The sequence below is a fragment of the Achromobacter sp. Root565 genome (assembly GCF_001427425.1).
GTDB lineage: Bacteria > Pseudomonadota > Gammaproteobacteria > Burkholderiales > Burkholderiaceae_B > Achromobacter > Achromobacter spanius_D.
In genome coordinates, this window is record NZ_LMGO01000005.1 from 1,029,197 (window position 1) to 1,045,376 (window position 16,180).

The 16,180-nt window shown below is 64.5% G+C and carries 12 protein-coding genes, 2 rRNA genes and 1 other RNA gene; 2 read left to right on the forward strand and 13 right to left on the reverse strand.

Translation table 11 applies throughout. The features are described from left to right. Nucleotides 1-54 precede the first annotated feature (54 nt). The 8 genes from murD to rnpB all read right to left on the reverse strand — a co-directional run bounded on the left by murD (nucleotide 55) and on the right by rnpB (nucleotide 9,909). Nucleotides 55-1,587: a UDP-N-acetylmuramoyl-L-alanine--D-glutamate ligase gene (gene murD / locus ASD71_RS21325; RefSeq protein WP_056569309.1), complete on the reverse strand. Its 1,533-nt coding sequence runs from the start codon at nucleotides 1,585-1,587 to the stop codon at nucleotides 55-57. After that, a complete protein-coding gene (gene mraY / locus ASD71_RS21330; protein WP_056569311.1) occupies nucleotides 1,584-2,753 on the reverse strand; it encodes a phospho-N-acetylmuramoyl-pentapeptide-transferase in 1,170 nt (389 codons plus the stop codon). Before mraY ends, murD begins: the two co-directional genes overlap by 4 nt. Beyond that, a complete protein-coding gene (gene murF, locus ASD71_RS21335) occupies nucleotides 2,743-5,598 on the reverse strand; it encodes a bifunctional UDP-N-acetylmuramoyl-L-alanyl-D-glutamate--2,6-diaminopimelate ligase MurE/UDP-N-acetylmuramoyl-tripeptide--D-alanyl-D-alanine ligase MurF (RefSeq protein WP_056569314.1) in 2,856 nt (951 codons plus the stop codon). Before murF ends, mraY begins: the two co-directional genes overlap by 11 nt. Continuing rightward, nucleotides 5,595-7,325, reverse strand: coding sequence for a penicillin-binding protein 2 (locus ASD71_RS21340; RefSeq protein ID WP_056569317.1), 1,731 nt, complete (start codon nucleotides 7,323-7,325; stop codon nucleotides 5,595-5,597). The genes murF and ASD71_RS21340 overlap by 4 nt, the downstream gene beginning before the upstream one ends. Further along, nucleotides 7,322-7,615 (reverse strand): cell division protein FtsL, encoded by a 294-nt coding sequence (gene ftsL, locus ASD71_RS21345; protein WP_056569320.1) that lies wholly within the window; start codon nucleotides 7,613-7,615, stop codon nucleotides 7,322-7,324. The genes ASD71_RS21340 and ftsL overlap by 4 nt, the downstream gene beginning before the upstream one ends. Further along, complete coding sequence (rsmH, locus tag ASD71_RS21350; RefSeq protein ID WP_056569324.1) at nucleotides 7,615-8,712, reverse strand: 16S rRNA (cytosine(1402)-N(4))-methyltransferase RsmH; 1,098 nt, start codon at nucleotides 8,710-8,712, stop codon at nucleotides 7,615-7,617. The genes ftsL and rsmH overlap by 1 nt, the downstream gene beginning before the upstream one ends. A 7-nt stretch (nucleotides 8,713-8,719) precedes the next feature. Beyond that, on the reverse strand, nucleotides 8,720-9,148 hold the full coding sequence (gene mraZ / locus ASD71_RS21355) for a division/cell wall cluster transcriptional repressor MraZ (protein WP_056322651.1): 429 nt from the start codon (nucleotides 9,146-9,148) through the stop codon (nucleotides 8,720-8,722). A 355-nt stretch (nucleotides 9,149-9,503) separates the two neighbouring features. Continuing rightward, nucleotides 9,504-9,909: RNase P RNA component class A (gene rnpB, locus ASD71_RS21395), an RNA gene on the reverse strand. A gap of 127 nt (nucleotides 9,910-10,036) precedes the next feature. Here rnpB and ASD71_RS21360 point away from each other — a divergent pair. Then, nucleotides 10,037-11,863: an ATP-binding cassette domain-containing protein gene (locus ASD71_RS21360; protein ID WP_056569327.1), complete on the forward strand. Its 1,827-nt coding sequence runs from the start codon at nucleotides 10,037-10,039 to the stop codon at nucleotides 11,861-11,863. Between the two features lie 106 nt (nucleotides 11,864-11,969). Here the strand turns inward: ASD71_RS21360 and pyrC are convergent, their stop codons facing one another. Together pyrC and ASD71_RS21370 are read right to left on the reverse strand one after the other, a co-directional pair. Then, entirely contained in the window at nucleotides 11,970-13,049 is a 1,080-nt protein-coding gene (gene pyrC, locus ASD71_RS21365; RefSeq protein WP_056569548.1) for a dihydroorotase, read from the reverse strand. Further along, nucleotides 13,045-14,238, reverse strand: a complete 1,194-nt coding sequence (locus ASD71_RS21370; protein WP_056569330.1) for a M20 aminoacylase family protein — start codon at nucleotides 14,236-14,238, stop codon at nucleotides 13,045-13,047. The genes pyrC and ASD71_RS21370 overlap by 5 nt, the downstream gene beginning before the upstream one ends. Nucleotides 14,239-14,385: 147 nt before the next feature. On the opposite strand from ASD71_RS21370, the gene ASD71_RS21375 reads away from it, so the two are divergent. Then, nucleotides 14,386-14,664, forward strand: coding sequence for an SWIB/MDM2 domain-containing protein (locus ASD71_RS21375; protein ID WP_006217453.1), 279 nt, complete (start codon nucleotides 14,386-14,388; stop codon nucleotides 14,662-14,664). Nucleotides 14,665-15,173: 509 nt separating this feature from the next. On the opposite strand, the gene ASD71_RS21380 is transcribed toward ASD71_RS21375, so the two are convergent. From ASD71_RS21380 to rrf (ASD71_RS21390), 3 genes are all read right to left on the reverse strand, one after another. Continuing rightward, nucleotides 15,174-15,539 (reverse strand): hypothetical protein, encoded by a 366-nt coding sequence (locus tag ASD71_RS21380; RefSeq protein ID WP_056569333.1) that lies wholly within the window; start codon nucleotides 15,537-15,539, stop codon nucleotides 15,174-15,176. Nucleotides 15,540-15,700: 161 nt separating this feature from the next. Next, nucleotides 15,701-15,813 (reverse strand): 5S ribosomal RNA (gene rrf / locus ASD71_RS21385). 229 nt (nucleotides 15,814-16,042) lie between these two features. Further along, nucleotides 16,043-16,155 (reverse strand): 5S ribosomal RNA (gene rrf, locus ASD71_RS21390). Nucleotides 16,156-16,180 lie beyond the last annotated feature (25 nt).

Sequence of the window (16,180 nt, forward strand, 5' to 3'; positions counted from 1 at the left end):
GTGCGGCCTCGGCGCCACGCGTCACGGAATTTGCCCAGGAGGCGGCGTTGCGGTTCATGCCACCTCTCCACGGTCGCGGGCCAGGTCTTCGACCTCTTCCACGAACACCTGCCCGCGATGCGGGTAATTGCGGAACATGTCCAGGCTGGCGCAGGCCGGCGACAGCAGCACGGCGTCGCCTGGCTGCGCCAGTTCGGCCGCGCCGCGCACGGCGTCGCGCAGGGTCTCGACAGTCAGGCACTTGACGCCGGTCGGCGCCAGCACGCGGCCGATTTCCGGGCCATCCAGGCCGATCAGCATCACCGCGCGCGCGTGGCGCGAGACCACGGGGATCAACGGCGAAAAATCCTGGCCTTTGCCCTGGCCGCCTGCGATCAGCACCACTGGCTGGCCCAAGCCTTCCAGCGCGGCCACTGTGGCGCCCACGTTGGTGCCCTTGCTGTCATTGATGTAGTCGACGCCACCGATCGTGCGCACAAACGCGGCGCGATGCGGCTCGCCCGCGTAGTCACGCAATGCGCGCAGCATGGCGCCCCAACCCAGATCCAGGCAGCGGGCAAGCTGCAATGCAGCCAGCGCGTTCAGCGCGTTGTGGATGCCCCTGATGCGCAGTGCGTCCACGGGCATGAGGCGGCTCATGCGGCCCTTGGCGCGCACCGGTTCGGGCGCGTCCTTCTTGCGCCGCGTGGGTGGCGCGGGCTCGTCGAAATCGTTGGACTCGCAGGCCGTCAGCCACGCCACGCCCTGTCCCAATTCAAGACCCATGTCGCCCACCAGCTCCGGCACATCGCGGCCAAAGCTGCGCACGTTCATGGCGTTGAGCGACGACACCATATCGACGGTCATCGGATCGTCGCGATTGACGATGGCGACGCGCGCCATCTTCAGAAGGCGTCCTTTGGCATCGGCATAGGCCTGCATGCCGCCGTGCCAGTCCAGGTGATCCTGGGTCACGTTCAGCACGACAGCCGCGTCGGCCATCAGCGTGCGGGTGGTTTCAAGCTGGAAGCTGGACAGTTCAAGCACCCACACCTGCGGCAGCGCGTCCGTGTCCAGCGCGTCCATCAGCGCGGACAGCGCCGCGGGGCTGATGTTGCCGGCGGCGATCACCGTCAGGCCGCTGGCGTCGACCAGTTGCCGGGTCAACGCGGTGACGGTGGTCTTGCCGTTGGTGCCGGTCACGGCGAGCAGTTTTGGGCGGTATTCGCGGTCGGCGGCCAGATCCGCCAGCGCGCGGGCAAACAGTTCGATCTCGCCGACGACTTCAATGCCGCGGGCCTCGGCCTCGCGCAGCACATCGGCGGCGGGCGCCTGCGTGGGCGCCAGACCCGGACTCAGCACAACCTGCGACACGCCGTCCAGCAGATCGGTGGCAAACGACTCGTCGCAGCCCAGGCGGTATTCCACTTCGTTTTGCGCCAACGCTTCGCGCAGCGCGGCCAAGCCTCCCGGTTCCGCGCGCGTGTCGGCCACGCGCAAGCGGGCGCCCTGTCGGGCGCACCAGCGTGCGGCGGCGACACCCGTCTCGCCCAATCCGAGGATCAGCACGAGCGGCGCGTCAGCGCGGGAGGTTTCCATCATGTTCATCGCAACTTCAGCGTAGAGAGGCCAATCAGCACCAGCATCATGCTGATGATCCAGAAACGCACGACCACCTGGGTTTCCTTCCAGCCGCCCACTTCAAAGTGATGATGCAACGGGGCCATTCGGAAAATGCGTCGACCTGTTCCATAACGTCGCTTCGTGTACTTGAACCAGGTCACCTGGATCATCACCGACAGGGTCTCGACGACGAACACGCCGCCCATGATGAACAGCACGATTTCCTGGCGCACGATGACCGCGATCGTGCCCAACGCGCCGCCCAACGCGAGCGCGCCGACGTCACCCATGAACACTTGCGCCGGATACGCGTTGAACCATAAAAATGCGAGCCCCGCGCCCCCGATCGCCGCGCACAGCACCATCAATTCCGATGCGCCGGGAATGTACGGGAACAGCAGGTACTTCGAATAGTCCACGCGGCCGACCACGTAGGCGAAGATGCCCAGCGCGCTGCCAACCATCACGGTCGGCATGATGGCCAGCCCATCCAGCCCGTCGGTCAGGTTCACGGCGTTGCTGGTGCCGACGATCACCGCCCAGGTCAGCGCCACGAAACCGAGCACGCCCAGCGGATAGCTCACCGTCTTGAAGAACGGCACGATCAGGTCGGCGCGCGTCGGCAAGGCCATCGTGAAACCGCTGCCCACCCAGGCCTTGAACAGAGGCCACAGTTCAGTGTTGGCGGGCGCGGACACCGCGAACGCCAGATACACCGCGGCCACCATGCCGATGGTGGCTTGCCAGAAGAACTTTTGCCGCGCCGGCATGCCTTCGGGGTCGCGGTAGACCACCTTGCGGTAGTCGTCGCGCCAGCCGATCCAGCCAAACCCGAAGGTGACCAGCAGCACGACCCACACGAAGCGGTTGGTCCAGTCCGCCCACAGCAAGGTGCTGATGGCGATGGAGATCAGAATCAGGACACCGCCCATGGTCGGCGTGCCGGTCTTGACCAGATGCGTTTCGGGGCCGTAGGTGCGCACAGCCTGGCCGATCTTCATTTCGGTCAGCTTGCGGATGACGCGCGGACCGGCCACCAGGCCAATCACCAGCGCCGTCGCGCACGCCAGCACGGCGCGCAGGGTGATGTATTCGAACACGCCCAGCGCGCGAACATCATCGGAAAGCAGGCGGGCGATCTCAAGCAGCATGCTGCTCTCCCTGCCCCGCGGCTGCCGTACCGTCATTCAAAGAAAAAGCCGTCACTACCCGCTCCATGCGCATAAAGCGCGATCCTTTTACCAATACGCAGGACGGGCGCAAGCCGCGCAAGGCGGCAACGACTTCGTCTACCGATGCGCAGGCGTGCGCGCCAGGACCGAATGCGGCGGCTGCCGCCCGGCTGGCTTCGCCTAGCGTGATGAATGCGTCGAGCCCATGCTCGCGCGCGTAATTGCCCACCTCGACGTGCATGGCCGGGCCGTTGTCCCCGACTTCGCCCATGTCGCCCAGCACCAGGGCGCGCGTGCCGCCGATACGCGCAAGCACATCGATGGCCGCGCGAACCGAATCGGGGTTGGCATTGTAGGTGTCATCGATGAGCAACGTTCCGTCACTCATTCGCTTGTGCTGCATGCGTCCGGCCACCGGGCTGAATCCGGCCAGCGCACGCACCGCGGTCTCGAGCGGCGCCCCCGCGGCAATGGCGCTGGCGATGGCGGCCAGCGCGTTGCGCAGGTTGTGCAATCCCGCCACCGGCAGCATCAGGTCGGCAACGCCGACCGGGGTCACGACACGGCAGCGCGTGGCGTCCACTTCCGCAATGATCTGTTCCGCGTAGACGTCCAGGCCAGGCTGCAACCCGAACCGCAGCACGCGGCGCGGCGCTGCCAGCGCATCCCAGATGGCCGCGTAGGGTTCGTCACCCGGATACACGGCGACACCATCGGCCGGCAACGCGGCAATCGCGGCGCCGTTCTCGTGCGCGACCGCCTCGACGGTGTGCATGAATTCCTGATGCTCACGCTGCGCATTGGTGACGAGCGCGACGGTCGGCGCGGCCATGGCGGCAAGCTGCGCGATTTCGCCGGGATGGTTCATGCCCAGCTCGAACACGGCGGCACGATGCCCGGCCCGCAGGCGCAGCAAGGTCAGCGGCACGCCGATGTCGTTGTTCAGATTGCCGGCCGTGGCCAGGCGACCTGCTTCGCCCTGCCATTCGGCGAGCATCGCGGAGATCATTTCCTTGGTCGTCGTCTTGCCATTGCTGCCGGCCACCGCCACCACGGGCAACGTAAACCGGGTGCGCCAGGCAGCGCCGATGCGCGTCAGCGCCACGCGCGTATCGCCCACGACAAGCTGCGGCAGTCCGGCATCGGCAACACGGTGCGCGACGAGCGCGGCGCAAGCGCCGCGCGAGGCGGCCTGATCCAGGTAATCGTGCGCGTCGAAATTCTCGCCTACCAGCGCAACGAACAGCTCTCCTTCGCCGATGCGGCGCGTATCGGTGGACACGCCCGGCGTCTGCTGCAGCAGCAACGCCACACGCGCCCATTCACGATCATCGAAAGGCAGCTTTTCGCCGCCGATGTCCTGGTAGGTTTCGTGCCCCTTGCCCGCCAGCAGCACCACGTCTTCCGGCGAGGCCGCCCAGATCGTCTGCAGGATGGCGCGCGCACGGTCGACTTGCACGTCAGCGTGCGCCGCTTCGGGAACGCCGGCCAGGATCTGCTGAACGATCGCCTCGGGCGACTCGGTACGCGGGTTGTCGCTGGACACCACCACGTGGTCGGCCAGTTCCGCAGCAATCGCGCCCATCACCGGGCGCTTACCCGGGTCGCGCTCGCCGCCGCAGCCGAACAGGCAGATGAGGCGGCCGGAACGCGCCGTGGCGACGGCACGCAGCGCCAGCAACGCGCGGGACAACGCGTCCGGCGTATGCGCGTAATCCACGACCACCAACGGACCGCGCGCCGTGTGCGCTGGCAAACTGACTGCCGGTTCAACGGTCTGCAGGCGGCCATCGACAGGATCCGTCGCCGCCAGTTCGCGCGCAATCTGCGCGAACGGCAGGCCCAGCTTGTACAGCACGCCCGCCACCAGCAGCAGGTTCGAAACGTTATGCGCTCCCAGCAGACGCGTCACGATCTGGGCTTCGCCATGCGGCGACACCAGCGTGAAGATCTGCCCCTGCGACGTGGCCTGCAGGTCGCGCGCGCGCATCGCGGCGGGGATCGCGGGATCGTCGCTCAGGCTGTAACCCATTGGCGTCACGCCGTCCGGCAGGCTGGCCAGCATCCGGCGCCCCGCCTCATCGTCGGCATTGATCACCGCGGCGCTCAGGCCGGGCCAGCGGAAGAGGCGCGCCTTGGCCGCTTCGTAGCGTTCCATCGTGACGTGATAGTCCAGATGGTCGCGCGTCAAATTCGTGAAAGCGGCCAACGCCACGCGCACGCCATCCATGCGGCCTTGCTCGATACCGATCGACGAGGCCTCCATGGCCACGGCCTTCGCGCCGGCGTCGCGCATCGCGGCCAGCGTGCGGTGCACGGTCAGCACGTCCGGCGTCGTCAGGCTGCCGCCCAGCGTCTGACCGTCGGGCAGCACGGCGCCCAGCGTGCCGATGGTGCCGCAAGCCTTGTCGTTGCGGCTCAGCGCATGGGCAATCCATTGCACCGAAGAAGTCTTGCCATTGGTGCCGGTCACGGCAACCACGGCCAGCGCGGCCGACGGCCTGCCATACCAGGTGTCGCCCAGTTCGCCCAGCAGCGAGCGCAGGCCCGTCACGGCAAGCATCGGCGTGCCGGCCGACGCGGCTTGCACGGCATCGGTGGCGGGCGCGTCGAACAGCACCGCGCTGGCGCCCAGCGCCAACGCCTTATCTATATAGAGACGGCCATCGCTCGACAGTCCCGGGCACGCGACGAACACGTCGCCCGGCTCGATGTCGCGCGAGTCCAGTTTGAGATGCGCGGTCAACGACACGCGCTCATGCAACCACGCCACGGTCTCGGCAACCGTGGCGACAGGGGAAGAGAGGAAGCCGTTGGCGCTCATCTGCCTGGCTCCTTGATACCAGCAACAATCGTGGATTCAAACGGTGCGTCGGGCCGCACCCCCATCAGCCTCAGGCTCCCCCCCACGATATGGGAGAACACGGGCGCGGCAATGGCGCCGCCGTAATAACCGCCGATCGTCGGTTCGTCGATGGACACGGCCACCACGATCTTGGGATCCGACACCGGGGCAAAACCCACATACGAGCTGCGGTACCGTTGCGTGCTGTACTTGCCGTCCACGATCTTGCGCGCGGTGCCGCTCTTGCCCGCTACGCGGTAACCCTGCACCTGCGCGGCCTTCGTGCCATCGGGACCGGTGGCGGCCTCCAGCATGGCGCGCACCAGCGCGGTCGTCTTTTGCGAGTAGATCTTCACGCTGGTCGGATCGCTATCGCGCTTGACCAGGGTCAGCGACACCATGTCGCCGTTACGGGCAAAGACGGTATAGGCGCGCGCCACTTGCAGCAGCGACACGGAAAGGCCGTAGCCATAGGCCATCGTGGCCTTTTCAATCAGGCGCCAGCGTTCCCACGGACGCAGACGGCCGGGTGCGGCGCCGGGGAATCCCACTTGCGGTGCCTGGCCGAGGCCCAATTCGGTGAAGCGGTCCCACATTTCGCGGGATTCCAGCTTCTCGGAGATCATCGTCATGCCGATGTTGCTGGACTTGCGCAGCACACCCGCCACGTCCAGCGTGCCATTGCGGCTCACGTCGCTGATCGTGCTGCCCTGATACGTGAACCGGCCGTTGCCCGTCTCGAACTGCGTCGACGTGCTGATGCGGCCCAGGTCCAGCGCCAGCGCGGCGGTAAAGGGCTTCATGATGGAGCCCGGCTCGAACGTATCCGTGATCGCCTGATTGCGCAGGTTGGCGCCATGGAAGGTTTCGCGATTGTTCGGATCGAAGGTCGGCACGTTGGCCAGCGCCAGGATCTCGCCCGTGTGCACGTCCACGACCACGGCCGTCGCACCCTTGGCGCGGTGCTTGTCCATGGCGTCCTTCAGTTCCTTGAACACCAGGTACTGCAGGCGCGTGTCGATGGACAGGCGCAGGTCGCGGCCGTCCACCGGCAACGTGACGGCCTGTACGTCTTCGATGACGCGGCCCAACCGGTCCTTGATGACCCGGCGGCTTCCCGGGCGTCCCGACAGCTGCTGGTTGAACGTCAGCTCGACGCCTTCCTGGCCCTGGTCTTCGACGCTGTTGAAACCCACCACGTGGGCCATCACGTCGCCGTCCGGGTAGTAGCGGCGGGTTTCAGGCTGCTGGTGCACGCCGGGCAGACCAAGCTGCTTGATCTTGTCGGCCACGTCCATCGAGACCTGGCGCTTCAGATAGACGAAGTTCTTGTCCTCGTCCACGAGACGGCGGCGCAAATCACCCGCAGGCGTGTCCAGCAGCTTGGCCAGCGAGTCCAGCTGCGCGGGCGTGGCCTGCTTCACGTCTTCCGGAATTGCCCAGATGGCGCGCGCCGGCACACTCGATGCCAGCACCGCGCCATTGCGATCCATGATCTTGCCGCGCGTGGCGGCCAGCGTCAGCGTGCGCTCGTAGCGGCGCTCGCCCTGCTGCTGCAAAAACTCCGTCGACAATCCTTGCAGGAACAGCGCGCGGCCGGCCAGCACGGTGAATCCGCCAAACAGCAGGATCAGCACCAGGCGCGCGCGCCACGTGGGCAAGCTGCCGCGCAGCACGGGATTGTCGAAGAAGGGCACGCGCTTCATTGCGTGCCTCCGGCAGCCGCGGGCACGGGCGCCTGATTCATATATAGCGTGCGGTCCGGAACGATGGGAATCATCTTCAGACCGTCGCGCGCAATGGCGTCGACCCGCGCATTGCGGGCCAGCTCGGCGCGCTCAAGCTGCAGGCGTCGCCAGTTGGTTTCGAGGTCGCGCGCATGCGCCTGATCGCGGCCCAGCTCCACAAAGAGCTGGCGCGACTGATACCGGCTGGTGACCAGGGAAATGGCCGACAGCATCAGCAAAGCCGCAACGATCAGATTGACGCGACCCATCAGCGGCGCCCTCCCTTACCGCCACGCCGGGGCGGCGGGACGAGGTCGCTGCCGGGCAGCGAGCCGATCTTCACAAACGCAAAGCCGCCTTCGGCAGGCAGCGGCGTTTCGGTGCGCTCGGCCGCACGCAGAATGGCGGAACGGGCGCGGGCGTTGGACGAGACCTCATCGTCCTCGGCCACGACCTTGCCGAGGGAGCGCACCACGGGTTGGGGCATTTCGCTTTCGCGCAGGGGCAGGCGTGCATGCGCGGCAGCCGGCCTGGCCGCCGCCGCGATGCACTGCTTGACCATGCGGTCTTCAAGCGAATGAAAGCTGATCACCGCCAACCTCCCCCCCGGGGCAAGCAGGTCTAAAGCTGACGCGAGGGTGCGCGCGAGCTCTTCGAGTTCCCGATTGATGTAAATCCGTAAAGCTTGAAAGGTGCGTGTGGCCGGATGTTGCCCCTTTTCGCGCGTGCGGACGGCGCTGGCGACGCACTCGGCAAGCTCGAGCGTGGTGCGCAGCGGCCTTGTTGCGCGGCGAGCAGCAATCGCCTTTGCAACCTGAAAAGCAAACCGTTCTTCGCCATAATCCGCTATGACCTCCCGCATCTCATCCACACTGGCTTGCGCCAGCCAATCCGCCACCGTGGGACCACGAGTGGTGTCCATCCGCATATCGAGCGGGCCGTCTCGCATGAACGAGAAACCGCGCTCGGCATCGTCGATCTGAGGCGACGAAACGCCCAGATCCAGCATCACGCCATCGACCTTGCCGATGCCGCGCTGCTCCAATTCTTCGGCCATGGTGGCAAAGCCTCCATGTACCACCGTGACCCGCGCATCTTCGGCCGCCAGCGCGTTGGCGACCGCAATGGCCTGCGGGTCCTTGTCAAACACAACCAGCCGGGCCTGCTTGCCCAAGCGGCCAAGCAACTCGCGGCTGTGGCCGCCCCGGCCGAAAGTGCCGTCGACAAAGACGCCGCTTTCGATCCGCGTAGCCACACCCTGCCCATCCTGCGGCTGCGACCGAGCCGCGCCCTTGCCGCCAAAACCGGGCAGCAAAAGCGCGTCCACCGTCGGCGCCAGGAGGACGGGCCGATGTTCGAATTCCATAACTCTTTCAGAACGAAAACTGGTTCAACACGTCCGGCATACCCTTGGCCAAGTCTTCAGCCTCGCGGCTTGCCAGGGTAGCGGCGTCCCACAGCTCGAAGTGAGAGCCCAGACCGAGCAGCATCACATCGCGCGTCATACCGGAAGCGTTGCGCAGTTCAGGAGCGATCAGGACCCGGCCGGAGCCGTCCAGTTCCACGTCCTGAGCGTTGCCCAGCAACAGCCGCTGCAGCGCGCGGGCCGTCATCGGAAAAGCGGCGATCTGCTCGCGCTTCTTTTCCCATTCCGGTCGCGGGTACACCAGCAGGCAGCCGTCGGGGTGGCGGGTCAGGGTCAGCCGGCCTTCGGCCTGCGACATGAGCGCGTCACGATGCCGGGTCGGAATGGAGATCCGTCCCTTGGCATCCAGCGTGAGCGCGCTGCTTCCCTGAAACACCACTTTTACCCCACTTAATTGCACAATTTCCTACTATTTCCCACTCTACGGTATGGGACAGGGGCGGTCAAGCGAGCGGTTGCAATTTTTTCAATCACAACAAGGACTTAGATCAACTTGTAAATTCGCAAAAAGAAAAACCCCCTAATAAATCAGGAGGTTGCGACATACTCTAAATGTCCTACTTCAGAAGTAGCGGCTAACGGTGCGACTTACCGTCTGGGGCCCGCCCGATCCTTCAAATTGGCGAGGCATCCTGCCGGATGGGCGACCCTGAAAGCGGAAATGCGCTGGCGGGGAGCACGCCAGACGGCCGCGCGGCCTCTTCCTGATCCGCGCGCGCCGTGGGAATTCAATGCAAGACGGGTCTATAGGCCGGATTCTGTACACCAGGTTGCCCTGGCGGACGATCATTCCTCTGCGCGGATCATTGCTGAGCCGCTGTAGCCATCTACCCGCATGCTCGGACGGAGCCGCCCTTCACGGCCGTGAGGCCGCCCGCATGCCTATTTGATGTTGCTCCGGATAGAGGTTGCCGCGTTTCACCCTGCGATGCCGACGCCCGTTGCCGGACGGCGCAATACGGAGATGGCCGTATCAGTGCGCGCAAAACGCGCCCGCGCCGCAGTCTCGTCTCTGTGGTCCTATTCCTCAGCCGTGCCCGAAGACACGACCGGACGGCCGTTAGCCGTTACCCTGCCCTGTGGAGTCCGGACCTTCCTCGATGAGCTCGCGCCCACCGCGATCGTCCAACCCGCCTTGCAGGCCGTATTCTATTACAGCCGCCCGATCTGTCCCCGGGGACGGCCAGCACCGGCGCGAACAGTACCTCGGGTTCCTGCGACAATACGCGCTGATCCGCTTAGATGCCGCAGACACCAACACTACATGGCCCTCGAAACTCTCATCACCCTGACCGACGTTCAGCTCGCCTACGGACACCATCCGCTGCTGAACCATGCCGACTTCGCCATCCAGGCCGGCGAGCGCATCGGCCTCATCGGCCGCAACGGCGCAGGGAAGTCCTCGCTCCTCAGATTGCTGGACGGCCGCACGCAGCCCGATGACGGCGCGATTTCGCGCAGCTCCAGCCTGCGGGTGGCCACCGTCGAACAGGAACCCGAACTCGACGACAACGCCACGGTCTTTGATGTCGTGTGCAATGCGGACGGCGACCACGAAGACTGGCAACGCCCCTCCCGCGCACGTGCGGTCCTGGAAAAACTGGGTCTGCCCGCCGACGTGCAGATCGCGGGGCTATCTGGCGGCACGCGCAAGCGCGTCGCCCTCGCCCGCGCCCTGATCGACGAACCAGATCTGCTGCTGCTCGACGAACCCACCAACCATCTGGACTTTGAAGGCATCGCCTGGCTGGAAGACATGTTGCGCACCTGGAAGGGCGCCGCCGTCATCATCACCCACGATCGCCGCTTCCTCGACGCTGTCACCACCCGCATCGTCGAACTCGATCGCGGACGCCTGCTCAGCTTTCCGGGCAACTTTTCGCAATGGCAGGAGCGCAAGGCCCAATGGCTCGAGTCCGAACGTCTTGAGCAGGCACGTTTCGACAAGCTCCTGGCGCAGGAAGAAGTCTGGATCCGCAAGGGCGTGGAAGCCCGCCGCACCCGCAATGAAGGCCGTGTGCGCCGCCTGGAAAGCCTGCGCGTGGAGCGCGCCGCGCGCCGCGAGCGCTTGGGCAATGTGTCGCTGGCGCTGGCCGAGGGCCAACGTTCCGGCAAACTCGTGGCGGAACTGGAGCACGTCAGCAAGCGGTTCGGCGACAAGATCGTCGTGGACGACTATTCCACCACCCTGCTTCGCGGCGACCGCATCGGCATCATCGGACCCAATGGCGCGGGCAAGACCACGCTGCTCAAACTCATCCTGGGTGAACTGCAGCCTGACAGCGGCGCGACGCGCCTGGGCACCAACGTTGCCGTCGCCTACTTCGACCAGATGCGCGCGCAGCTCGACGAAAACGCTTCGCTGGTCGACATCATCAGCCCGGGAAGCGAATGGGTAGAGATCGGCGGCGTGCGCAAACACGTCATGACGTACCTGGGCGATTTCCTGTTCTCGCCGGCGCGCGCCGGCTCGCCCGTGCGCAGCCTGTCAGGCGGCGAACGCGCGCGCCTGCTGCTGGCTCGGCTCTTTGCCCGCCCGGCCAACGTGCTGGTGCTGGACGAGCCCACCAACGACTTGGACATCGAAACGCTCGAACTGCTGGAAGAGCTGCTGCAGGAATACGCGGGCACCGTGCTGCTGGTCAGCCACGATCGCGCCTTCCTCAACAACGTCGTGACGCAGACCATCGCCTATGAAGGCGACGGCCACTGGCGCGATTACGTGGGCGGATACGACGAATGGGTCGCGCAGCGTCCGGCACCTGTCGCCTCGCCGAACGACGCTGACAAGGGAGCGAAGCCGGCCGAAGACGGCGCCTCGCGTGCGAAGGCGGCGCGGACCAAGCCAGCCAAGGCGGGCAAGATCAACGCCTGGGACCTGCGCGAACTCGAAGGTCTGCCCGACGCGATTGCCGCGCTCGAGGCAAAACAGGCTGAGTTGGCAGGCCAGCTCGCAGATGGCAGTCTCTACCGCGATGCGCCGGCCGAAGTCGAGCGCATCAACGGCGAACTGGCCAAGCTGGAAGCCGAGCTCGAAGAGAAGTTCGCGCGTTGGGAACTCCTGGAAGCGCGCCGCGATGGCACGCTCTGACATCACTGCTATATATAGATAGCGCGCGCGGCGGCAAACAAATGGGGTGAACGGCACAGCCGCTCACCCCATTTTCATTGGTATGCGGCGCCAGCCGCGATTGCCTTCAGACGTGCGCGCGCCACTCGAGCGCCTCGCCGGCCGCCAGCGGAACCAGCGTCGTATCGCCGAACGCCAGTTCCTCCGGCACCAGGTACGTCTCGCGCGACAGCGTCAACGTGCCGGTGTTGCGGGGCAGACCGTAAAAGTCCGGTCCGTGGAAGCTGGCAAATCCCTCCAGCTTGTCGAGCTTGCCGACCGCCTCAAACGCCGTCGCATACAGCTCCATGGCGTGCAACGCGGTGTAGCAGCCCGCACAGCCGCAGGCATGCTCCTTCAAACCACGCGCGTGCGGCGCGCTGTCCGTACCCAGGAAGAATCGCGGACTGCCGCTGGTAGCCGCCTCGACCAGCGCAAGGCGGTGCGTCTCGCGCTTCAGGATCGGCAGGCAGTACCAATGGGGACGCACGCCGCCCTGGAAGATCGCATTGCGGTTGTACAGCATGTGCTGCGGCGTGATCGTCGCGGCAATCGGGCCCTCGGCATCGCGCACGTACTCCGCGCCTTCCTTCGTCGTAATGTGTTCGAACACGACCTTCAGCGCCGGGAATGCGCGCCGCAACGGCTTCATCACGCGCTCCACAAAAATGGCCTCGCGGTCGAACACGTCAATCGACGCGTCCGTCACTTCGCCATGCACCAGCAACGGCATACCGCACTTCTGCAGCGCTTCCAGCGCCTTCGTGCATTTACCCAGCAGATCGGTCACTCCCGCATCCGAGTTGGTCGTGGCGCCAGCGGGGTACAGCTTGACCGCATACACCTGGCCGGACTCGTGCGCGCGCACGATTTCTTCAGCCGGCGTGTTGTCGGTCAGGTAGAGCGTCATCAGCGGCGTGAACGAGTCCGGATTGACGCCCGTCTTCGCAAGCGCTTCCAGGATGCGGCCGCGATACGCCAACGCCTGCTCCGTGGTCGTGACCGGCGGTTTCAGGTTCGGCATGATGATGGCGCGGGCAAACTGGCGCGCCGTATCCGCAACCACGGCTTCCAGCGCCGCGCCGTCGCGCAAGTGAAGATGCCAGTCGTCGGGTCGGGTGATGGTGAGTTGAGTCGTGCTTTGAGTAGACATGGAAGGCTTCTTAATCTGCCAGCGGCATGCCCCGTTCAGCCAGCGCGCAGAACATTGCGCTGCCAAGGGGAATGACGGCATCGTTGAAATCAAAATGCGGGTTGTGCAGCAGGCAGCCGGAATCCGCACCACCTTGGCCAAGACGGAAGTAGGCGCCCGGCTTGGCTTGCAACATGAACGAAAAGTCTTCGGAACCCATCGAGGGTACCAGGTCACGCACCACGTTTTCCTTGCCGATCATCTCGGTCGCGATGTCGGCCACCAGGTTGGCATGCTGTGGCGTGTTAAGGGTCGCGGGGTAGATGCGTTCGTACACGACTTCAGCGGTGCCGCCAAAAGCGCCTGCAATGGCGCTCACTAGCTCGCGCATGCGCGTTTCGACCATTTCCTGGACGGACTTGCGGAACGTCCGCACCGTGCCCACCATGCGCGCCTCGCGCGGAATCACGCTCATCGCACCGGGATGTCCGGCCTGCACCGAACCGATCGACAGCACCGCCGAATCCAGTGGATTCACGTTGCGCGACACGATGGTCTGCAACGCAGTGATGATTTGGCCGGCGATCGTCACCGGATCGATCGTCTGATAGGGATGCGCCCCATGACCGCCACGGCCCGTGATCAGGATCTCGAAGCGATCGGCCGCAGCCATCATCGGCCCCGGGTTGATGCCGATCGTGCCAGGCTTGAGGCCCGGCCAGTTGTGCAAGGCATAGATCGCATCGCAAGGGAACGTGTCGAACAAACCGTCCTCCAGCATGGCGCGCGCCCCCCCGCGTCCTTCTTCGGCCGGCTGAAAAATCAACACGGCCGTGCCGTCGAAATTGCGGGTCTGCGCCAGGTACTTCGCTGCGCCGATCAGCACCGCGGTGTGACCATCGTGACCGCAGCCGTGCATCAATCCCGGCTTGGTCGACTTGTGCCCGAACGTGTTGTCTTCCGTCATGGGCAACGCGTCCATGTCGGCGCGCAATCCGATCATGCGGCCGCTATCGCAGCGCTTGCCGCGGATCACGCCCACCACGCCGGTTTTCCCGATACCGCGGTGCACTTCGATGCCCAACGCTTCCAGCGCACCTGCGACGATGCCCGACGTTCGGACCTCTTCAAAACCAAGTTCTGGATGGGCATGCAAATCGCGCCGGAGCGCCGTCAATTCGTCATGAAAAAGCCGAATCGATTCCAACGGAGAACGTGCGTACATAGGACGTTACAGAATGACGTGAGAGAGGGGACGGTCGGTGCATTTTAGTTGCTACAGAGGATAAATGCCTTTGTCTTTACTGGAGAGACACGTTATGCTCCGGCCGCAGGACAATTTTTCCAACAGCCAGAGAAGGAGCGCCGCATTATGGCCACAACCTCCAAACCCGCGACCGCGCGCAAGCCGAACGCTGCATTCATGAAGCCGCTGACCCCCAGCGCCGAATTGGCCGCTGTCATCGGCTCGGAAGCCGTGCCGCGTACCGAGGTCACCAAGAAGATCTGGGAATACATCAAGAAGCACAACCTGCAAGATGCCAGCAACAAGCGCAACATCAACGCCGATGCCAAGCTGCGCCCGATCTTCGGCAAGGATCAGGTCACGATGTTCGAACTGACCAAACTGGTCAACGCACATCTGAAGTAAGCAGGCAAAGGGCGTACGGCGTACGTCCCTGCCTTTGGATTGTCGCGACGCCCTGGCTTACGGCCGGGCGAGCTTCACGCCACCACGCAAGCCCCTCCTCGCAGTGCCTCATATCCACGTTCGTGGACATCCCCGCTCGATTTCAATAGCGATATCCATCTTTCAATAGCGATATCCATCGCCTCACCGGCAGCACAGGTGCGCCTTCGCAAGCCGACACGCGGCATGCTCACGCACGTCAACGTCCCCTCCATCAGGCTCGACGCTGATAGGCACGCACGCGGCGTCTGAATGCGTCCTACGCGTCCCACGAAACTGGACCGAAGGTTAGCGCCGCGCCGTCCGTTCAACACGCGACGCCGGCGCCCTATCTAATCCCATCGTTCACACGTCTCGCAAGAACGGATCACTAAGAACGGACCACGCCGGCGCACGCTTTCCGGATGCACACGAGCCGCATGCAAAAAGGCCGGCATCGATGCCGGCCTTCTCGAAGGTATTACCTGAACTCAGGCGTAGGACGTGGGCGCGGTGCCTTCCAGCAACGACAGCCAGCCGCGTATCAGGCGATACAGCACCCACACGATGGTCGCCGCGACGCCGATCCAGCCGATGAAGATGAGTGTCGCGATCCCGCTGATGGCAAGCCACAGCAATGCCCACCAGAACGTGCGCAGAAGCCAGTCGAAATGACCGGCGTAGACGGTGCCGGCAGCGTCCGACCGCTTGAGGTACATGAGCACAACAGCCGCGATCGTGGCAATGCCCAGAAATCCACTCGTCAGAAAGCCCAAGGCGTACAAGCCATAGGCCACGTGGGTCAACGTGCGAAGGTCCAATGTCGTACCGGGCACGGGGGTCTGGGGATCACTCACGATAACGCTCCAACGAATTGACTCGAACAATCTTACCGCACAAAGCCACCGCGCCCACGGGCGTTGTTATTTGGGCACATTCAGCATTGGCGCGGCTTGCAGGCCGATGACGCCCCAAAGACAAAGCCCCACCGGGTACCGGTGGGGCTTTGAGAATAAGAGCTTGACGATGACCTACTTTCACAGACGTCCGTCCACTATCATCGGCGCAAAGGCGTTTTACTGTCCTGTTCGGGATGGGAAGGAGTGGTACCACCTTGCTATGGTCGTCAAGCGTAGCTGCTTGAGCAATTGACACCAGGGTCAATCGTTCGAATCTTGGCTCTTACTTAGGTGCTGCTTAGGCACTGTTGGGTACTGCAAGGTATTGCAATGGGGACCTGGCGCTCACTGCCGCGGAAGGGTTCGTGCCTATCGCACAATCAACCTCCAGCGCGCCGGTCTGGTCTCTCACTAAAGACAAAACCCCGCAGGGGATACCTGCGGGGTTTTGAGCAATAAAAGCCTGACGATGACCTACTTTCACAGACGTCCGTCCACTATCATCGGCGCGAAGGCGTTTCACTGTCCTGTTCGGGATGGGAAGGAGTGGTACCACCTTGCTATGGTCGTCAGGCGTAACTGGTTGAGCGGTTGCGGTT

Excerpts from the sequence above, each read along its gene's own strand:
- ASD71_RS21360 (WP_056569327.1), top strand. The coding sequence starts at position 10,037 with ATGGCCCTCGAAACTCTCATCACCCTGACCGACGTTCAGCTCGCCTAC.
- mraY (WP_056569311.1), bottom strand. The coding sequence starts at position 2,753 with ATGCTGCTTGAGATCGCCCGCCTGCTTTCCGATGATGTTCGCGCGCTG.
- murF (WP_056569314.1), bottom strand. The coding sequence starts at position 5,598 with ATGAGCGCCAACGGCTTCCTCTCTTCCCCTGTCGCCACGGTTGCCGAG.
- rsmH (WP_056569324.1), bottom strand. The coding sequence starts at position 8,712 with ATGGAATTCGAACATCGGCCCGTCCTCCTGGCGCCGACGGTGGACGCG.
- ASD71_RS21370 (WP_056569330.1), bottom strand. The coding sequence starts at position 14,238 with ATGTACGCACGTTCTCCGTTGGAATCGATTCGGCTTTTTCATGACGAA.
- ASD71_RS21340 (WP_056569317.1), bottom strand. The coding sequence starts at position 7,325 with ATGAAGCGCGTGCCCTTCTTCGACAATCCCGTGCTGCGCGGCAGCTTG.
- ftsL (WP_056569320.1), bottom strand. The coding sequence starts at position 7,615 with ATGGGTCGCGTCAATCTGATCGTTGCGGCTTTGCTGATGCTGTCGGCC.
- ASD71_RS21375 (WP_006217453.1), top strand. The coding sequence starts at position 14,386 with ATGGCCACAACCTCCAAACCCGCGACCGCGCGCAAGCCGAACGCTGCA.
- murD (WP_056569309.1), bottom strand. The coding sequence starts at position 1,587 with ATGAACATGATGGAAACCTCCCGCGCTGACGCGCCGCTCGTGCTGATC.